This is a genomic window from Geosporobacter ferrireducens (assembly GCF_001750685.1).
Lineage (GTDB): Bacteria > Bacillota > Clostridia > Peptostreptococcales > Thermotaleaceae > Geosporobacter > Geosporobacter ferrireducens.
This window is the reverse complement of record NZ_CP017269.1, coordinates 1,305,665-1,321,474: the sequence shown is the minus strand read 5'-3', so window position 1 is coordinate 1,321,474 and position 15,810 is coordinate 1,305,665. Positions and strand designations below refer to the sequence as shown.

The window sequence follows — 15,810 nt, the reverse complement described above, 5'->3', positions numbered from 1 at the left end:
TCCATTCAAAATGATATAACCAGTATTTTTATAATATCAGATAACGATTCCCATATCAAACGAAAGCAAAAAATCAAGAGAAAACATGTTGGAGAATTTAGAAAATTTAACTAGATTAATATTGACTCAATAAAATGTCTATGCTATTATCTAAGTATAAAGTTTGTATAAACAAACAGCGTTCGTAAATACGAACATTGGAGAGAGGAGAGGGGAATACTATTATTTTAAGCATGGAAATGTAGACGAATAAAATTAAGGGGGATTCATGCTATGATTATGAGATTTATTAAGAAGGTACCTGCAGGTATGATGATTGTCCCAATGCTTATCGCATCACTGATTAATACGTTTATTCCACAAATAGTGCAAATTGGATCCTTTACAACTGCAGTTTTTACTAGTGCCGGGGCAGCTACGGCTATTGGAATCCAACTATTTTGTCTGGGAACAACACTACAGTTTAAAGAAATGCCAAAAGTTTTTAAAAGAGGTGGAATCCTACTTCTATCAAAATTCGCAATTGGGGCGGCCATTGGTATTGGTATTGGAAAAATGTTTGGCATGGCCGGAGTCTTAGGATTAACTACATTATCAGTAATCAGTGCAGTAACGAATAGCAATGGCAGTGTGTATCTTTCTCTAATGAATGAATACGGAGACGAAACAGATGCAGCTGCCATGGCGCTGCTGGCGCTTAATGATGGACCGTTTTTAACACTAATTGCCCTTGGAGCATCTGGACTTGCGAATATACCATTTATTGCTCTCGTAGCAGCCGTTGTACCTATTGTTGTAGGTATGATCTTAGGAAATATTGATCAAGAACTAAAGAATTTTTTAGCACCAGCAGGAACGATCCTGATACCCTTTGTAGGTTTTGCCTTAGGTGCTGGGATCAATATAACAAATATTGTTAAAGGGGGACCTCAAGGAATTCTTCTTGGTTTGATTTGTACATTCTTGGGAGGAATTTTCATAGTATTCTGTGATAGATTTATTGGAGGCCGTCCGGGATATGCAGCATGGGCTGTTTCAACAACAGCGGGGAATGCAGTTGCAGTGCCGGCGGCGGTAGCTTTAATAGATCCGGCTTGGCAAGCTTATGTGGGTACAGCTACAACCCAGGTTGCAGCAGCCACTGTAGTTACGGCGCTTCTAGTTCCATTTATTACGGACTGGTGGGCAAAGAAATACGGGTGTCCTAAATATCCTTTGAAAGGGCAGGAATTTAAGAGCCAAAAGCTAGCAGAGCAAAAGGCTTGATAAATTAAAACATATAAAGCTTAGCATAAAACAAATTACATAAAAACGGATATTTAAGAGGAGTGGAAGCTATGGGTAATGCTTTGGTTATTAATGAAAAAGACAACGTGGCAGTTTCGATTGAGTCAATTACAAAAGGATCAGAGGTTAACTGTAAGATGAATGATGGTTCTACAATAGCTGTTACGGCCTTAGATGATATTGAAATTTATCATAAAGTGGCGACAAAGGATATTGCAAAAGACGAGACCGTTGTCAAGTACGGTCAGTATATTGGGGTTGCAGCCTGTGATATTAAAGTTGGGCAGCATGTACATGAGCATAATGTAGTAAGCAAGAGAGAAAATGCATAACGATAAACTATAAAGGGGGCTGGTAAAGATGAATTTTTACGGATATAAAAGACCAGACGGCAGGGTTGGTGTAAGAAATCATGTTTTAATTTTGCCTGCAAGTGTTTGTGCATCTGATACAACTAGAATGGTTGCTTCTCAGGTGAAAGGGGCTGTTACTTTTAACAATCAAAATGGGTGTGCTCAAGTTGAAGGAGACCAACAATTAACAATGGATATTCTAGCTGGTTTTGCTGCAAATCCTAATATTTATGGTACGGTTGTTATTTCTCTCGGTTGTGAAAATTGTCAGATGAATCTTGTAGTTGAAGCTATTAAAGAAAGAACAAACAAGCCAATGGAAACCTTTATTATTCAGGAAAACGGAGGCACATTGACAACCATTGAAAGGGCGGTTCGGGTTGCCAGAAAAATGGTTCAGGAAGCAAGCTTACTTAAAAGAGAAGAATTTCCTATTTCGGAACTAATTATTGGAACCGAATGCGGGGGATCTGATCCAACAAGTGGATTAGCTGCAAATCCATTAATAGGTGAACTAAGTGATCGATTAGTAGCCCATGGGGCCACATCTATACTGTCAGAGACAACAGAACTTATAGGTGCTGAACATCTTTTATCCGAAAGGGCCAAAACGCCAGCGGTTAAGGATAGAATATATGAAATTGTCTATAGATATGAAAAAGCCCTGCAGATGGTGGGGGAAGAAGTGAGAGAGGGAAATCCATCACCTGGCAACAAGGCAGGTGGAATTACGACCCTTGAAGAAAAATCCCTCGGGTGTATACATAAAGGTGGGCATACTGAGATTACAGCTGTATATGATTATGCAAAGGAGGTTCGTGAAAAGGGACTTGTAATTATGGATACCCCTGGTAATGATCCTTCTTCTGTAGCTGCAATGGTGGCTGGAGGCGCACAAATTATCGTCTTTTCAACTGGGCGAGGAACGCCTACAGGTAATCCAATAGCCCCAGTTATCAAGGTGACAGGGAATAAAATCACCTATGCGAATATGATTGATAACATTGATGTAGATGCCAGTCCGGTAATTTACGGTCCGCAGACAATGGACCAGTTAGGCGATGCACTGCTAAAAGAGGTTGTTGAAGTAGCTAATGGCAGATTAACAAAGGCAGAAGCCTTAGGTTATACAGAAATAGCTATAGCAAGATTGTGTAACTACGTATAAAAATAGGCCTATATAATAGAAAATTTTGAAAATATAATAAAGATAAAGCAAAATTGAGTATGGGCAGGCCTTAAGTTAATGATCTGTTTGTACGGTATGTTTTTTTATTGTTCTAGATATGAAATTAAAAATGACAAAAAGGTGGACTGATAAAATGTTTAAAGGAATTTATACTCCAATGATCACAATATTTGATGAAACGGGGGGGATTGATAAAGCAAGTAATGGGAAACTAATTGAAAAGTTAATTGAGGATGGCGTAGATGGTATTGTTTTAATGGGAAGTATTGGAGAATTCTTTACTTTATCATTAGAAGAGAAAAAAGAGTTTTTAAAATTTGCCATAAAAGTTATTGATAAAAGAACAAAGATCATGGTGGGAACAGGTTCTAATGATGTACAAGAAGTAATCGAACTAAACCAATATGTATATGAATTAGGAGCAGACGCTGTTTTAGTTATATGTCCCTATTTCTTCTCATTAGGTGACCATAGTCTCTATGAGTATTATCAAAAGATTGCAATAGAATCATCATTGCCTATTTTGCTCTATAATTTTCCAGAGCGTACATCTATTAATATGTCTGTAGAATTGGTGAGTCGCTTAGCAAAGGAATTTGATAATATTGTTGGGATCAAGGATTCTACTGTAGCATTTGGAAACACAAGAAAATATATTGAAGCTGTGAAAAAGGTGAAGGATGATTTCTGCGTATTTTCAGGATTTGATGAATGTCTATTACCTAACTTATTATCAGGGGGTGCTGGTATAATAGGTGGGCTAAGTAATTTTGCAGCTGAGTTATTTACAAGTGCTTATAAAGCATATCAAGATGGAAATTTAGCTAAACTGATAGTTTTTCAGGAAAAAATTAATGAATTAATGGCTATTTATGATTTATCAAATCCTTTCATACTAGCAATAAAGGAAGCGGTAAGTAAGACCTTAGGTCATCAATTTAATACAAGTTTAAGGAGTTCGGATATAAAATTAATTGACAGCCAAAAATTAATTCTTGATGAACTAATCAGAGATTATAAATAAATTTATTCAACAGCTTTCCTATTGTATACGAAACATATTGACAATCAGAATTTTTCTAAATACAATATTATACATAGAATATCTACTTATAAAGAAATGCTATGCATAGGAGGTCAATATGAAAATTAATAAGGAGCTTATGAAAGGCAGTACATCTATCCTTATTCTTTCTCTTTTAGATAAGGAAGATATGTATGGGTATCAAATAACACATGAACTTAAAAAGTTATCAAAAAATGTTTTTGAGCTTAAAGAAGGAACGCTTTACCCTATGCTTCACAGCTTAGAAAATGAAAAAGCCATTGAGTCCTATTGGCTTGATGCCGATAATGGAAAACGCAGGAAATATTATAAAATCACAAAAATCGGAAAAAAACTTTTGGAGGATAAAAAATCCGAGTGGCAAATCTACACCAGGGCAATTAATTCTGTAATTGGGGGTGTCTGCTTTGAATAAAAAAATAGAAGCATTTTTAGATGAAGTTTGCATCCATATAGACTATAAAGCAGTACATAAAGACCTCCGGGAAGAGCTTGGCGAGCATATAAACGATTTAAAGGAAGAAAATATAGCGAATGGGTACGATGAAGAAAAAGCGCTGGATTTAGCGATTTCTGCAATGGGAAATACAGAAGAAATAGGCATAAAGCTAAACCGTCAGCATAAACCACAGACGGAATGGTCGCTTTTGATTTTAACAGCGATCATTACTATAATCGGTGGTATAGTTATGTTTTCAAGCAGTAAATTCGTTGACGGACGAGCAATTGATTTCTCGAGATATATAGTCTTTTCAGCTATGGGTATAAGTACCATGACAGCTTTATATTATTTTGATTATACCAAGTTTAAAAATATATCCATGCCTATTTATATTTCCGGGATTTTATTGATTTTAGTAACAATGCTAATAGGAATACAGGTAAATGGTGTTAAAAGGTGGCTTGTGATTGGTAATTTTTCCATTTCATCTCCGGAATTTGCAAGTGTATTGTTTTTAATAGCGTTTGCAGGTTTTTTAGAGAAATACCGCGGAAAAGGTGCAATTAGTATTATAAAATTAATTATTCAAGGCGCTTTTTCAGTATTTTTATTGATACTGATGCCAAGTGCAGCTACTGCTTTTGTACTGGCAGTCGCATATGCGGTTGTACTTATCACAGCTATAATGAGAAATCATTTTAGCAAAAATAAAAAAAGCCAGTTCATGGCAGTCTTTGCAGGCGGTGCTGTCCCGGTTATATTATTCATATATAGTGTTATAACGAACCCATATAAATTAAAACGCCTTACTGTTAAAGCAGATCTTTCAGGAGCTGGTTACCCACAGTATATGGCAAATACCTGGCTATCTATTTCAAGCTGGTTTGGCAAAACGGAAGCTACATACAATGGGTATAGCTTGGATATGAGTCTGCCTAATGCCACAGGTGAATATATACTTGTCAATGTAATAGCAACGCTTGGTTGGGCGGTTGGAATTGTACTGGTTTTACTGATTGGTATTTTTATTGTTAGAATGTTTATGACCACAAGTAAAATAAAAAATCGTTATGGGTTTTATTTATCTATGTCTGCTTGTACAATCCTATCGGCACAATTTTTAATTAGTATTTTAATAAATTTCAATTTGTTCCCGTTAGCAAGTGTCAATATGCCCTTTGTGTCTTATGCTGGTACAGGGTATGTTATAAATATGGCACTTGTAGGAATTATTCTGTCTGTTTGGCGAAGAAACAATCTGATATCCTATAAGGAAAATGTTTTAAACAAACCATTTAAAAAAGATATTGTAAGTTTTTCAGATGGTAAGCTTATAATAGATCTAAAGGCTTGGAAGCAGCAATGAAGTGACACTTGCCCGACTTTTGAATTTATCAATGCGCTTCAGCTGAATTAAAACGAACATAATCTATGCACGATTCAAAATATCTCTGGTCTATACTAGGAATCCAGTCCACCTTATGTTTTTCACGCCAAGCGCAGGATATGGAGCGGTAAATCCGCAATCAAGACGGGCAAGCCGCAAACTTGCCCATCTTGAAAATAAATTGATTATGATTTCCGTACCGGCCTAATATACTTAAAAAACCGTTCCGGATTATGATAAAAGTAAATTATTCTACCGGGGGAAGTATCAAAGCAGTAACCGGTGCCTGCAAAATCAAAAGTTGCCATTGCCTTTTCAATCTTTTCCTCCACACTACGATTTTCCTGCTCATAATCGAATGGCCCATGTTCAAAAACAATATACTCGGCTTCGGGAACATCAATCATAAGCATTTGTGGTGGTACTTCGCCTTTATAATCAAAAGGAAGTCGTACACCATAACACTCTGTACGTGGAATACCCCAATCGCAGAGTCTGCCGTCCGGGTCATTAATGTACGCCATAATCTGACCGTTGCCGCTGTTAGATTCGCTCCCGCCTTCGTCATCCAATTTGCCCTTGATACTATCGAGTAAGCCGCATATTGTTTCGCAGTCCTGTCCCGGAATAAGACTTTGCTTTTGCCAAAAATCCCAATACCCATTACTCTCATAGTTTTTAATGTGCAAGAATTTGTGTGCGGGAATGGTTACAAAATAAATTTTAACATTATCTGTAGATTTCATCATCCCAATCTCTCCCAATCCTAAAAAGTAGCGGTCGAAAGGGTTTATTTTTGTACGAAGAACGACAGGCTTAGGCTTTTTTCGGTATTCACTTGGAGTTACACCATATGTTCCCTTAAAAGCTCTGGTAAAAGCTTCATGTGATGAAAAACCATAATCAAAAGCAATATCCAAAATGCTTTTTTCACTATCCCGAACCTCTTTTAGTGCAAAGGCTAATTTTCTATGCCGCAGATAATCCCTAAATTGCATACCCGATATTTCTTTGAATTTTCTCGTTGTATAAAATTCGGAATAACCCAGCCTGCGAGAAAGAAAGCGTAGTGTCAAGGCTTCATCATTATAATTTTTAATACATTTGTCAATTTCATCAACGATTATTTGAATTTGTTTCTGCCATTCGTACATTCGTCCGTTCACCTCGTTTCAACCACCCTATAGTTATTATAGAGTAATGGAACTTGCATTGCTTGATTTTACTTGCTGAAAACTCCGAAAAATAAATTATCTTCGTACTGTAGCCCAAAGTCAAATCTAAAACCACACAATTTACTATACCATAGTTTCAACCTATTTCTATCAAAAGCTTTAACCGTCCGTTCCGACTATCAAGCCTATCAATGGACGGGTAGTATTTTTTCGCAAAGGATGCAAAAAAATCTCCACCCTTAAACCATTGACAGGCTTGATTTTTGTCGTGTCATTACGCCGCCGAAAACGGGGAACAGGATAAAAACAATCCTGCCCCTGTTTCCGTCCACTTCATTTTACGGCAAAATCGGCTTCACTGGTGCGGCGGTTATCGTAAGCTTTTACGGGGCTACGCGCCCCGCACCCGCGACCTCCTCCAAAGAACAGAATGGAAAAACCCCTGCCTTTTGCAAAAATATCATTTAACCCCTTGACAATATTTGTTCTGTTTTGCTCCTGTTGTTGTACTGATTTCTCATTCATTGTAATTTTCCTTTATATTACTTATATAAGTTGCATAAACGTACTGATTGGGTCTACAGATTGATATCGCTTGCATATCATGCTATTTTAAGATCATTTTCTGTAAAGCCTGTTTTTGTGTCTCATCAACGAGCGGCAGCATCTTTTTCAACTTTAAATTTTTTTCTTCCGTAAGGCTATTGAGGAAAGCTCTCATTTTTTCGACCAGCTCTGGTACTAAATAATTACTTTCATTCATTCGGATCAACTCCATTATTTTTAATAATTGGTCTGCACTTATATTTTGGTCAAATGACAGTAGTGTTTGTAGTTGTTCAAGCTCATAACGCAGCTTTTCCTTTAACTTTATCTGTTCATTTATGATTTCGAGCTGGGCTTGAACTACAAGCATCGGATTATAATTATGATTTTCAATAAAGTTATAGATTTCCTCTAATGAAAGCCCCAATTGTTTTAGAGATAATATCTGCTGAAGTTTTGATGCATCAGCCTTTGTGTAAAGCCTATGACCAGCTTCGGTAAATTCAGAGGGCACTAATAGACCTATTTGGTGGTAATGGTGTAGTGTTCTTACTGTTATTCCACACTGGCTTGCAAGCTCACCAATTTTCCAAGAGGTTTTTGGCATCTTTTCACCTCGTCTCGTACGATTTGCAGGATATGCTACATCTGCTTTTATTAAAAAATTGTTGACAGGAAGAAAATGGTATAATATATTATTGATAGACCGACGGTCGGTACATTAGTGAAATGGAGTGAAATTATGAGAATTATTAAAGCATATGATGAAAGAAGAAATGAAATTCTTGATACGGCCGAAAGGCTATTTCATATGAATGGATATGAGAAGTGTACTGTTAATGACATACTTAAAGAGGTTGCCATTGCAAAAGGTACTTTCTATCATTATTTCAAATCTAAAGAAGAAGTTTTGGATGCGATTGTGCTGCGATATAAAGAGATTGTAGTCAGCAGGGCCGAAAAAATACTTAAGAAAAATGGCATTAGCCCGGAAGAAAAACTGATGCATATCTTCATGGCAATGCGGATTAATGATAAGGTTGACAGTGATATGCTTAATGAATTGCATAAAACTCAAAATGCATTATTGCATCAGAAAACTTTGAATCAAATAGTTACAGCTATGTCGCCTATTCTGGTAAAGGTTATTGAAGAAGGAATTGAAAGGAAAGCTTGGAGTTGCAGATATCCTTTGCAGTATATGCAAATTTTTCTGGCGGCATCACTAACGTTAACTGATGAAGGTATCTTTGTAGTGGATGCTGATTCGCAAATGAAGGTTATGGCAGCGTTGATCTCGATGCTTGAAAAGATGCTGGAGGTTCCATCGGATTCATTTATGCAGTTATTTATGCAGTACTGGGGATGAATGAAAAGAAATTGAAAAGATTCGCAAAATAAAGTGCACAAGAAGGGGGGGATTATTATGAAGAAGTTTATGATTATATGGCTTGGACAACTGATTTCAAGCATTGGCAGTGGTATGACTGCGTTTGCTGTTTCGATTTATGTTTACCATCTTACAGGGAGTGCAACATGGGTTTCTATTGCAGCACTTCTGGCATATCTTCCTACGATTCTGCTAAATCCTGTTGGAGGTATTCTTGCTGACCGCTATGACAGAAGGCTGATGATGATATGCGGTGATTCTTTTTCGGCGTTAGGTCTGCTTTTTATATTTATTAGTATACATACAGGACATGCGGGGGTTCTGCCTGTATGCATTGGCGTTACGATAAGCTCTATTTTTGTAGCGTTACTTGAACCTGCTTACAAGGCTACTGTTACTGACCTCCTTTCAGAGGAAGAATATGCCAAATCAAGCGGTTTGGTTCAGATTGCAGGGGCTTCTAAGTATTTGATATCACCTTTTATAGCGGGGCTGATTCTTTCTATTACAGATATCAGGGCAATTTTAATAATTGATATGGCAACTATTTTTGTAACTGTTATTGCTGTAGCATCGGTACGAAAGAGTATCCATGCTGTTAAGCCTAATATGGATAACTTTAAATTTTTCAAGGAATTTAAGGAAGGAATGAAGAGCATTACCTGTGATAAAGGAGTAAGCAGTTTGGTAATACTGATGGCATTTATGTGTTTCTTTATTGCTTTTTTACAGACGATGATGACCCCTATGATTCTTGCATTTGCTGATGTTAAGACACTTGGAATCATGGAGTCTGTAAGTGCTGTTGGTATGTTAATTGGAAGTATTGTTATTGGTATTTTAAATATTAAGAAAAATTATTCCGGGATTCTTATGATTTCCTTAATGGCAGCTGGTTTCTTTATGGCAATGACCGGCACAACAACTAATCTATGGCTGATTGTAGTTTTCTGCATTTTGTTTTTCACTGCATTGCCATTTGTTAATACCTGTGCAGATGTGTTGATCCGTGTCAGGATACCAAACGATGTTCAGGGAAGGGCGTGGGGAATGATAAGTGTCCTTACACAGATAGGTTATGTTGTGGCTTATGCAGTCTCCGGTATGCTGGCTGATTATGTTTTTGGGCCGATGCTTATGGAAGATGGCATTCTTGCAGGCAGCATAGGGCGCATTATTGGTACCGGAGAGGGACGTGGCATTGGGTTAATGCTTATTATTACAGGATTAATAATGTTTGCTTTTGCATTTATTTTTGGCTCTAGAGAAAGCATTAAGGTGATGGAAAGGAGTGGTGCCGATGAACTGGTTAATAGCTAAAAATGATTTTATAAGAAACAAAGTGATTAATCTGTCATTACTTTTGTTTATGATGTTTTCAGCAGGTCTTGCGGTCTTGTCTGTGATAATGGCAGTACAAACCTTTACATCGATTTCTGAATTATATAAGATGGCACAGCCACCTCATTTCATGCAGATGCATAAAGGAAAAATCAATCAGGACAAAATAGATGAGTTTATGTTAGACTACGAAGGCATAACTTGCTGGCAAACCGTAACAATGATTGATGTCTACGGTGAAAGTCTTACTGTTGTTGGTAAGGAGGATACTTACAATCTTTCTGACTGCCGTCTTGACATTGGTCTGGTAAAGCAGAATGAAACCAAGGATTTACTGTTAAATTCTAAACATGAAAAAGTAACCCTTCATAAAGGCGAAATGGGGATTCCCGTACTTTTAAGTGAAAGGTATGGTATGGAAATAGGTGATCGAGTTATGTTGACCAGTCATGATGTCACCAAGGAGTTTGTAATTAAAGAATTCATTTTGGATTCTATGATGAATTCCACAATGGTTTCTTCTACAAGAATACTGTTAAGCGATGAAGATTTTGATGAGCTTTCCGATCAGGTTGGAGAGAACGAATATCTGATAGAAGCGTATTTTACCCATTCAAAAGAGGCTTCGAATTTTCAGACTGCATATGAAAATGCAGGACTACCACAGAACGGTCAAGCAGTAACTTATACAATTATTTTTATGCTTAGTGCTTTAACGGATATCAGCACTGTCTTTGTTTTGCTTTTGGTGAGTATCCTTTTAATCTTTGTTTCCTTTATCTGTGTCAAGTTTACAATCATGGCTGCTTTGGAAGAAGAAATTAGTGAAATCGGTACAATGAAGGCCATTGGACTTACATTTGCGGATATTAGGGACCTTTATCTGAATAAATACAGGGCATTAGCAATGGCAGGCGTAATCGGAGGATATATTCTAGCATTACTAATTAGCGGTGTATTTACAAAACATATCAGCGCTACATTTGGAAATATGAGAATATCCGCTTTGGCACTGATATTATCCCTTGTTGCTGGCTGTCTTGTTTTTCTCCTTATAAGCTATTATTGTAAAAAAATATTAAAGAAAATCAAAAAGGTTACAGTTGTTGATGCTTTAGTTAGAGGAAAGGGATTTGATAAAGATAGTGGCGGTATAAAGGATGGACTATATAAATCAAAGAAAATTTCTGTTAACTGGCTGATGGGAATACGTGAGGTTTTCTATAAGTTTAAAAGCTGGATAATTGTATTTGCAGTCGTGTCAATTGCTGTACTGATGATTCTGGTTCCTCTTAATCTTTTGAATACCTTCGAGGCGCCTGAGTTTATAACATATATGGGAAGTTCTCTGGAGAATATTTTGATTGAAGTGGATAATGGGGAAAAACTTGAAAACAGCTATGGAAATGTAAAACAAGTTTTGGAAAATGATGATGCCATTGAAAATTATTATGAATATCGAAGGGTACGTGTCCAGACTTTTGATGCTGAAAATAAACTTATGAATCTGAATATAGACTGTGGAATTAACGCGGGAAATGAGCTGCAGTATCTTAGTGGTAAGACTCCCAAAGACGGAAATGAGATTGCCATTTCCTATCTTAACGCCAATGAAACCGGGAAAGAGGCCGGTGATACAATAGTACTTTACTTTAATGACAAAAAGCAGGAATTTGTTATTTCTGGCATCTATCAAGACGTTACCAGTGGCGGATATACTGCAAAGTCAAAATATAATTTTTCAGGACTTAATGCCGAAAAATATACATTTTCAGTTAATCTTAAGGATAGAGCAGAAGTGGAAAAAAAGGCAACTGAGTGGTCTAAAATCCTTGGAGCAGGAGTAACAGTGGACCCAATGGAGGATTTCATTAACCAGACGTTGGGTGGAGTTGTAAAACAGCTTAGAACTATGGTTTTTGCAATCGTCATTATTGGCGCATGCTTGGCAATGCTTATCACTGTTCTGTTTTTGAAATTACGTTTGGCAAAAGATTTATCAGAAATAGCAGTTTTAAAAGCTGTAGGATTTTCTGAACATGATATTAAACAGCAGTATACGATAAAAATAGGATGTGTTTCCATAGCCGGCATCTTGGCGGGAATTATCTTAACTGATGTCCTAGGTGAAAGGATTGTTAACGTTGCGTTAAGTATTGCAGGACTTGGGATTAAGAAGGTTGAACTTATTACCAATCCGGTAATCGAGTATGTCATGTGCCCATTGCTTTTGCTGGGGTTGATACTGCTCATAACAAGGATTGTTGTAAGAACAATTAAAAAATACAATATTATTTCTATACATTAATGAATTGGTAAATTAAGGAGGTGCTATGTGAAAACAATACTAGATGTGCGAAATTTATATAAAAGCTTTAAAGATACAAAGGTGTTAAGTGATATCAATTTTAAGGTATATGAGGGCGAGTTCATCGCAATCATGGGACAGTCCGGCTCTGGAAAATCCACATTGCTATATAGTATAAGCGGAATGGATAGACCCAATTCTGGCAATGTGTTGCTTTACGGTCAAGATATATCCAGTCTGGATGATGAAAAGATGAGTGAAGTAAGGCTAAAGCAGATGGGATTTATTTTTCAGCACTCCTATCTTTTAAAAAATTTATCTATCCGGGATAATATTGTACTTCCGGGGTTTAAGTCTGGTACCCTGTCCAGAGAACAGGTAAATCAAAATGCAGATGCGCTAATGGTAAAGACAGGAATCGTCAGTGTAGCGGATCATGATATTAAAAATGTTTCAGGCGGGCAGTTGCAACGTGCATCTATCTGCAGGGCATTAATTAATCAGCCGGATATTTTATTTGGGGATGAACCTACCGGATCGCTAAACAGTAGTACGACAAAAGAAGTGATGGATATCATCAACAACGTAAATAGAGAAGGTACGACCGTCATTATTGTTACCCATGATGCGAAAGTGGCAGCCAGAGCAGACCGTGTGATATTCCTTATGGATGGAAATATCCATGATGAACTGAACTTGGGAAAATATGATAGAGGCGAAAAGAAAAAATCATCTCGTGAGGAAAGGTTATCCGAGTGGTTAGAAAAACAGGGATTTTAGACAGGGCATAGGTATTTAAATAAACATTGAAACAGAGAGATTAATTATAAGGTCTTTTTAAGAAGTGAATGGTAAGGATTTGTATGATTATCTGTCAAAAGAAGATGTTGTGAAATATGAACCTTATGGTGTTTATGCCATGGATACGGCAGCTGCAGAAGCAAAAAGACGGGGAGAATCCAAAACCTTTTTTGCTGTTGAAGAACAGAATGAATTATATAAAACAGTAGCAAAATCAATTACATATACGAGAACGGATAGGATAACATAGAAATTAAAATTGAACATAGGTAAAAGATTACTACAAGAGTGCTATTCTTATGGTAATCTTTTTTATTTAGGGAATAATACTAAAAATACAATTTGAAGGAAAGTGATAATATGCCTAATAATAAAATACCCAATCGATTGATAAACGAAAAGAGCTCTTATTTATTGCAACATGCTTACAATCCTGTAGATTGGTTTGCATGGAGCAATGAAGCGTTTGACAAGGCTAAAAATGAGGATAAGCCTATATTTCTTTCGAATAGAATAATTAAAATAACCTGACAAAGGCTTACTAGGTAGTGTTTATCAAGTTATTTTTTATATAATGGATTAGAATTACTACGCGCCAACATAACTACTGGGAGCTTTGGTAAATTAGCCTTGACTCTATTAATATCATATGTTACTATTAACATATGATATTAATATATGGAGGTTGAGATATGTCAATTAATTTTGCAATTTTAGGAATACTAAGCTACAAGTCAATGGCAGGATACGATTTAAAAAAGATTATTCAAGACTCTGCTTTTATGCATTGGTCAGGAAATAATAATCAAATATACAAATCACTAACAGAGTTACTTGATAAAGGTTTGGTAACTAATGAAGTTAAGTATCAAGAAAGTTCTCCTACAAAAAAAATCTATACAATAACTAGTGAAGGACTTGCTGCTTTAAAAGAATGGGTTCTTTCTCCAGTTGAACCCAGTGAAATTAAAAAGCCTTTCCTGGTTCAGCTTGCATGTTCAAAACAACTCAATACCAATGAATTGAATAAATTAATTGATGGATATGAAAGTCAAGTTAAAATGCAGTTGTTAATGTGGCAAACCAATAAACAGGATTCAAATTTTTTGTCAGATAGAACTGTTTTGGAAACAAAAATATGGAGCTTCATTAACGATAATATTCGAAGAACACATGAAAATGAACTGGGATGGATTCAAGACCTGCGAAGAGCTATTGCTAATATTCCTAATAAAAACGATGTGACAGAAAATGCAAATATGAAAGTGAACGATAAGAAAGAAAAAAGCGACAGAATAATGAAGTATACCGTAAACAACAATCATGGAATAAGTTATGTTCATTTTAATGATTCAGAAACTAAACTTGAAACAGAAAGAAATATTTTAGACATCATTACTGCATTAGCAGAAAACAATACGCAGTTTGTCTTGTTTGATATTGAAGCACTTTCTAAGGACTTTCTGGAACCAAAAAAAGGATTAGTTGGAACTTTGCTTCAAAAATTTACGATGTATCATATTAAATCTGCAATTGTTATCAAAGATATGAGTAACTTGAAAAGTGAATTTGGAGATTCAATTGCTGAAAGCAGAAAACATGATGTTCTTAGATTGTTTATAAATATTGCAGATGCAGAAAAATGGTTTTGGAGCTTAAAGCAAAAGGGGGAATTTTAAATGAAAAATAAAAAAGCATTCAAAACACAGCAAGGCAGGGATGAAGTACTTAAATATTCTGATATGCTTCTTGAAAAACTGACAATACCATATGAAAGGTTAAATATAAACACCCGTCATGGCAACACATTTTGTATAGCTGCCGGGGATATTTCCGCACCACCCATGGTATTGCTGCATGGAAGCAGTATGAATTCAATTATGTGGGTAAGCGATATTTTAAAGTATTATCAAAAATACCGGGTATATGCCCTTGACTTGCCAGGTGAACCAGGGAGAAGTGATGAGAGACAGCTTCCATTTACCACATCGGATTTTGATGACTGGCTATATGACGTATTCAACGGGCTGTCAATAAGCAAGGCAGTTGTGATAGGAGCCTCTTTAGGTGCTTGGCTGGCGGCTAAATTTGCTATAAGGTATCCGGACAAAATAGATAAATTAGTTTTATTATGTCCAGCTGGCATAGGCGCTCAAAATAAAAAAATTATATTTACAGCATTGTTTCATATGCTTCTTGGTGAAAAGGGTATAAGAAGGTTGTTCAAAATTATTAACGGTAATGTTGATATGCCTGAAATAATATTAAAATTTCAAATATTAATAGGGAAAAATTTCAATATAAGGAAAGAGCCTATACCGATTTTTAGAGATGAAGAGTTGAGGCGTCTAACTATGCCGGTGTTCTTATTTGTTGGGGCAAAAGATATAATGCTGCATTCTATGGAGACTGCTGACAGAATGAAAAAACTTGTTCCAAGTGCTAGAATCAACATTTTGCCTGAAGGAGGGCACAGTTTAATAGATCTTACTGATACAATATTTGAACAAATAAAGTGAGAAGGG

The 15,810-nt window shown here is 36.3% G+C and carries 17 protein-coding genes; 14 read left to right on the top strand and 3 right to left on the bottom strand.

Translation table 11 applies throughout. The annotated features are described in order from the left end of the window. The first annotated feature begins 273 nt into the window (after positions 1 to 273). The 6 genes from Gferi_RS06690 (at position 274) to Gferi_RS06665 (ending at position 5,703) form a co-directional block, all read left to right on the top strand. Positions 274 to 1,266, top strand: a complete 993-nt coding sequence (locus Gferi_RS06690; protein ID WP_069974848.1) for a 2-keto-3-deoxygluconate permease — start codon at positions 274 to 276, stop codon at positions 1,264 to 1,266. A 71-nt stretch (positions 1,267 to 1,337) separates the two neighbouring features. Then, the gene (locus Gferi_RS06685; protein WP_069974847.1) at positions 1,338 to 1,619 is read left to right on the top strand and encodes a UxaA family hydrolase; all 282 of its coding nucleotides are present in this window, start codon (positions 1,338 to 1,340) and stop codon (positions 1,617 to 1,619) included. Between the two features lie 28 nt (positions 1,620 to 1,647). Further along, positions 1,648 to 2,808: a UxaA family hydrolase gene (locus Gferi_RS06680; protein WP_069974846.1), complete on the top strand. Its 1,161-nt coding sequence runs from the start codon at positions 1,648 to 1,650 to the stop codon at positions 2,806 to 2,808. Positions 2,809 to 2,962: 154 nt separating this feature from the next. Beyond that, positions 2,963 to 3,853, top strand: coding sequence for a 4-hydroxy-tetrahydrodipicolinate synthase (gene dapA, locus Gferi_RS06675; RefSeq protein ID WP_069974845.1), 891 nt, complete (start codon positions 2,963 to 2,965; stop codon positions 3,851 to 3,853). Between the two features lie 118 nt (positions 3,854 to 3,971). Beyond that, positions 3,972 to 4,310 (top strand): PadR family transcriptional regulator, encoded by a 339-nt coding sequence (locus Gferi_RS06670; RefSeq protein WP_069974844.1) that lies wholly within the window; start codon positions 3,972 to 3,974, stop codon positions 4,308 to 4,310. Beyond that, on the top strand, positions 4,303 to 5,703 hold the full coding sequence (locus Gferi_RS06665) for an FtsW/RodA/SpoVE family cell cycle protein (RefSeq protein WP_069974843.1): 1,401 nt from the start codon (positions 4,303 to 4,305) through the stop codon (positions 5,701 to 5,703). The genes Gferi_RS06670 and Gferi_RS06665 overlap by 8 nt, the downstream gene beginning before the upstream one ends. A 206-nt stretch (positions 5,704 to 5,909) precedes the next feature. Here Gferi_RS06665 and Gferi_RS06660 read toward each other — a convergent pair whose 3' ends face one another. The 3 genes from Gferi_RS06660 to Gferi_RS06650 all read right to left on the bottom strand — a co-directional run bounded on the left by Gferi_RS06660 (position 5,910) and on the right by Gferi_RS06650 (position 8,052). Then, positions 5,910 to 6,890 carry a helix-turn-helix transcriptional regulator gene (locus tag Gferi_RS06660; protein ID WP_330389606.1) on the bottom strand — a complete coding sequence of 327 codons (981 nt, stop codon included), beginning with the start codon at positions 6,888 to 6,890 and terminating at the stop codon, positions 5,910 to 5,912. 342 nt (positions 6,891 to 7,232) lie between these two features. Further along, positions 7,233 to 7,424: a hypothetical protein gene (locus tag Gferi_RS06655; protein ID WP_069974841.1), complete on the bottom strand. Its 192-nt coding sequence runs from the start codon at positions 7,422 to 7,424 to the stop codon at positions 7,233 to 7,235. Between the two features lie 82 nt (positions 7,425 to 7,506). Beyond that, on the bottom strand, positions 7,507 to 8,052 hold the full coding sequence (locus tag Gferi_RS06650; protein WP_069974840.1) for a MerR family transcriptional regulator: 546 nt from the start codon (positions 8,050 to 8,052) through the stop codon (positions 7,507 to 7,509). A gap of 135 nt (positions 8,053 to 8,187) precedes the next feature. On the opposite strand from Gferi_RS06650, the gene Gferi_RS06645 reads away from it, so the two are divergent. From Gferi_RS06645 to Gferi_RS06615, 8 genes are all read left to right on the top strand, one after another. Next, the gene (locus Gferi_RS06645) at positions 8,188 to 8,814 is read left to right on the top strand and encodes a TetR/AcrR family transcriptional regulator (protein ID WP_069974839.1); all 627 of its coding nucleotides are present in this window, start codon (positions 8,188 to 8,190) and stop codon (positions 8,812 to 8,814) included. A gap of 57 nt (positions 8,815 to 8,871) precedes the next feature. Then, positions 8,872 to 10,155, top strand: coding sequence for an MFS transporter (locus Gferi_RS06640; RefSeq protein WP_083273413.1), 1,284 nt, complete (start codon positions 8,872 to 8,874; stop codon positions 10,153 to 10,155). Next, positions 10,136 to 12,484, top strand: coding sequence for an ABC transporter permease (locus Gferi_RS06635; RefSeq protein ID WP_069974837.1), 2,349 nt, complete (start codon positions 10,136 to 10,138; stop codon positions 12,482 to 12,484). The genes Gferi_RS06640 and Gferi_RS06635 overlap by 20 nt, the downstream gene beginning before the upstream one ends. Before the next feature lie 27 nt (positions 12,485 to 12,511). Then, entirely contained in the window at positions 12,512 to 13,264 is a 753-nt protein-coding gene (locus Gferi_RS06630) for an ABC transporter ATP-binding protein (protein ID WP_069974836.1), read from the top strand. Between the two features lie 64 nt (positions 13,265 to 13,328). Continuing rightward, positions 13,329 to 13,535: a hypothetical protein gene (locus tag Gferi_RS06625; protein ID WP_069974835.1), complete on the top strand. Its 207-nt coding sequence runs from the start codon at positions 13,329 to 13,331 to the stop codon at positions 13,533 to 13,535. Positions 13,536 to 13,645: 110 nt separating this feature from the next. Continuing rightward, complete coding sequence (locus tag Gferi_RS29425) at positions 13,646 to 13,816, top strand: DUF255 domain-containing protein (RefSeq protein WP_083273412.1); 171 nt, start codon at positions 13,646 to 13,648, stop codon at positions 13,814 to 13,816. 161 nt (positions 13,817 to 13,977) lie between these two features. After that, positions 13,978 to 14,964, top strand: coding sequence for a DUF4180 domain-containing protein (locus tag Gferi_RS06620; RefSeq protein ID WP_069974834.1), 987 nt, complete (start codon positions 13,978 to 13,980; stop codon positions 14,962 to 14,964). Beyond that, the gene (locus tag Gferi_RS06615; protein WP_069974833.1) at positions 14,965 to 15,804 is read left to right on the top strand and encodes an alpha/beta fold hydrolase; all 840 of its coding nucleotides are present in this window, start codon (positions 14,965 to 14,967) and stop codon (positions 15,802 to 15,804) included. It abuts the gene before it with no gap. The last annotated feature ends 6 nt before the right edge of the window (positions 15,805 to 15,810 follow it).